We start from the raw sequence: 3,084 nt of genomic DNA on the forward strand, positions 1-3,084 counted from the left end.
CATTGAGAAACTGGCGAACTATGGGCAGTTAGCGGCATGAGGCTGGGCTATGATACAGCTAGAAACGGCCCTCAGAGGGCTAAGTGAGAAACATCTGGTGCTGCATACTCATAACGCGCCGGTGTTGCAGAGAAATTAGCAAGCTTGCGTCAGTTGATCGCGAGTGTTGAAAAAACAACAAAGCGGCTGTGGATCAGGCTCTGTGAAGGGTTTTTCTACAGGCTCGTTAGTTTTCTCAGCAAAGTCTCAACATCATCAAACACAGAGAGTAAAATGAATTCAGTTACAATAGACCATTTCAAGAGAGCCATTGATGATATAGGGGCTCATGGTGACAATGACATGTTGCCATTCGATATTGACACCATATTCTTATCTGAATCTAAAGAAAAGTTGGCTAAACTAGCTTCTGACTTGTTTGATCGGCTTGAAAAAGATGGAAGAAAGAATGCAAAAAATACTCTTAATTCAACACAGGTTTTTTCAGAAAGGTTGCTCTCTCCTACAGGAGCTAGTGGATTTAGAATATCGACAAAAATCCACCCGTTCTGGAATTTATATCTAAATGGGCTTGCTATAGCGATAGCAGAGAAAAACGAGCAAAACAGAAGCCCTAATGCGCATTCATATCGTTTTATAGATTTAGGCCCTGGGCTGTTTGATAGGGATAAATCTTGGAGAGCGTATAAAGAAGCAACTATAAACGATCCAGCATTAAAGAGTAACGATGCCGTAGTTGTACAAACAGATATTTCTAGTTTTTATGAACATATTTATCATCACAGAATAGAAAACTGTATCAATGATCTATTTGGGAGTAATTCAACAGTTTCTACACAAGTAGATAGACTTCTTAGCCAATTATCATCAGGACGTTCATTTGGTTTGCCAGTCGGCGGGCAATGCTCAAGAGTACTCGCTGAGCTACTAATGACTTCGATAGATCAGCTTCTTACATTATCCAATGTCACGTGGCATAGATATGTTGATGATTTTACATTGATAGCTGATAGCCAAGCTGAAGCCTATAGAGCAATATCTATCCTTTCAAATGCATTGGCAGATTATGGTCTTTCACTTAATAGATCGAAAACAACCATTCTTAAAGCTCAGCACTATGAAAACTTTGTGCATTCACAGTTATTTACTGATGATGATAATGCTAGCAAGTTAAAGAAAATCGACTTACATTTTGACCCATACTCTGATAACCCAAATTCTGATTATGAAGAGCTTGCAGAGACAGTAGAGCAACTTAATGTAAAAAACTTACTTGATTTAGAGATTAATAAAAGTCAACCAGACACGTTTTTAATAAATCAAATAAGTAGAACATTAAAGCTACATGATCCAGTGTTAGCATTACAGCTTTGTAGGACGTTACTTTCACCTAGTAATTTACATTCATTTAGAGGTTCCTGGTCAACAATAATTAAAGGTGTAATCTCCCTCAGAGCAGATGACAAGTACTCAGAAGTATATTCATTACTCGATAATTTGCTAGATGATGTCATTTCTCACTCTGATCACTTATTGCTACCAGAGGCAAACTGTCTGCATTATTTGCGTGCATTAAGACTACCAAGAACTGAAAAGCGTGCTGCATACGTGCATAAAACACTCCAGGAAAGCTCCTCTGAAACAATCAAAAGAGCATGTTTAGAGTGCATCAGAAACTGGAAAGATCGACCTTCTTTTATTCATGCCAGAAATAAATGGTCTAGTTTCAGCCCTGAAGTCCAGAGAATGTTATGGCTTACATCATTTGAATTTGGAGATGAAGGGAAACACTTTAGGCTGCAAGTGAAAAATGCAATTGATAATTCATGGTCATTAGGTATTGAGATCAAAGACAAGTTATCATTTAGTGGGGCATATACATCATGGGTCGATGATACGGTGAAAAAATGAGATTCTTAAGACTACCAATTAAAGACCCAAGAACTGTGGCAAGAGATATTCCAGGAATATGTGATATATTATTTCCTCAGCTTCTACCTGCAATAGTTTCTCATTTAAATAGAGAAGCACAGCCAATACCGGGCTGCTCTTATGTAGAAGAGAGCTTAGTCCTTAAAATGTCAACAAATGCAGCAATGTTATTTGAGGTTGCATATGCACGTGCTGAGCAAATACTTGCTGGTGCTACTGAAGATTGGGATGCAAGTCTAAATATAGCCCTAGAGAGACAATCAAAATATTTTGATGCTGATCTTCCTGAAGTTTTAACAGAAATTGACGTATTAATAGCTAAAAAAACTGCGAATAACCTAGTAAAATCTATAAAATTCTTTCAGAGTAAAAATCAAAATATTAAAGTTGTCCAATCACCAGTAGTACCTGGCTTTCAATGGATAGCGCAAGGGAATGGTGACTTCGCAATCGGCAATAAATTGATAGAGGTTAAATGTAGCAGTAGGAATTTTTCATCATCTGATTACAGGCAGCTTTTAATATACTGGCTATTGAGCTTTTCATCTGCAATTGAGGGCAGGAGTGAAGAGTGGGAGTCAGGTATATTATTAAATCCAAGGCTTAATAAACACATTGAATTTAAATTTGATGAGCTTATAAAAGTTGCAGGTGCTGGAAGATCGAAAATTGAGCTACTAGAGCTATTTTCATCTCTGGTTGGCGATTATGCATTTAAACTTGGGAATTAAGTTTAGCGGTTAGTGTCAAGACGAAAACTAATCGGGTAGCCGAGGGTATCTAACCCTCAGCCCCCACAACACCCTGCATGCGGGTCCGCACAGGGCGTTTCACCGGGAATGGTGAAGCTTGATCCATCCATCACGCAGTGATGCCAGTCCCTCGGCTTTCAGGTAGTCATTGGATAATGCCTGCTGAATGCCCGGTGTCTTCGAGCTGCGCCAAGGGCCTTTGCTGGTGATGCCGCACGCCACCGCGGCCTGCACGTGCACACCCAACTTCATCAGGCTTCTGACTTTGGTGCGTGGCTTGCGCCACTGTCGCCAGTAGACCATCCGCACGCGACGGCGGATCCAGTGATCCAGATCGCAGCAGCGTTGGTAGCCTGTGGCAATGCCAAAGTAGTTGATCCGTAAGCGCTCCACGAACTAC

Annotated in this window: 3 protein-coding genes and 1 pseudogene; 2 read left to right on the top strand and 2 right to left on the bottom strand. The window is 40.3% G+C overall.

Translation table 11 applies throughout. The annotated features are described in order from the left end of the window. Positions 1 to 273 precede the first annotated feature (273 nt). Positions 274 to 1,911, top strand: coding sequence for an RNA-directed DNA polymerase (locus KO508_RS08285; RefSeq protein WP_216007873.1), 1,638 nt, complete (start codon positions 274 to 276; stop codon positions 1,909 to 1,911). Continuing rightward, positions 1,908 to 2,663, top strand: coding sequence for a hypothetical protein (locus KO508_RS08290; RefSeq protein WP_216007874.1), 756 nt, complete (start codon positions 1,908 to 1,910; stop codon positions 2,661 to 2,663). The genes KO508_RS08285 and KO508_RS08290 overlap by 4 nt, the downstream gene beginning before the upstream one ends. A gap of 99 nt (positions 2,664 to 2,762) precedes the next feature. Here the strand turns inward: KO508_RS08290 and KO508_RS18815 are convergent, their stop codons facing one another. Together KO508_RS18815 and KO508_RS18970 are read right to left on the bottom strand one after the other, a co-directional pair. Then, entirely contained in the window at positions 2,763 to 2,936 is a 174-nt protein-coding gene (locus tag KO508_RS18815) for a hypothetical protein (RefSeq protein WP_252738009.1), read from the bottom strand. A 6-nt stretch (positions 2,937 to 2,942) separates the two neighbouring features. Further along, a pseudogene (locus tag KO508_RS18970) lies at positions 2,943 to 3,077 on the bottom strand (group II intron maturase-specific domain-containing protein); the annotation flags it as partial. Positions 3,078 to 3,084 lie beyond the last annotated feature (7 nt).

Origin of the sequence: Marinobacter salexigens, from assembly GCF_018860765.1 — a bacterium.
Lineage (GTDB): Bacteria > Pseudomonadota > Gammaproteobacteria > Pseudomonadales > Oleiphilaceae > Marinobacter > Marinobacter salexigens_A.

What these genes read in the sequence shown, in the direction of transcription:
- KO508_RS08285 (WP_216007873.1), top strand. Translation starts at nt 274, where the DNA reads ATGAATTCAGTTACAATAGACCATTTCAAGAGAGCCATTGATGATATA.
- KO508_RS18815 (WP_252738009.1), bottom strand. Translation starts at nt 2,936, where the DNA reads ATGAAGTTGGGTGTGCACGTGCAGGCCGCGGTGGCGTGCGGCATCACC.
- KO508_RS08290 (WP_216007874.1), top strand. Translation starts at nt 1,908, where the DNA reads ATGAGATTCTTAAGACTACCAATTAAAGACCCAAGAACTGTGGCAAGA.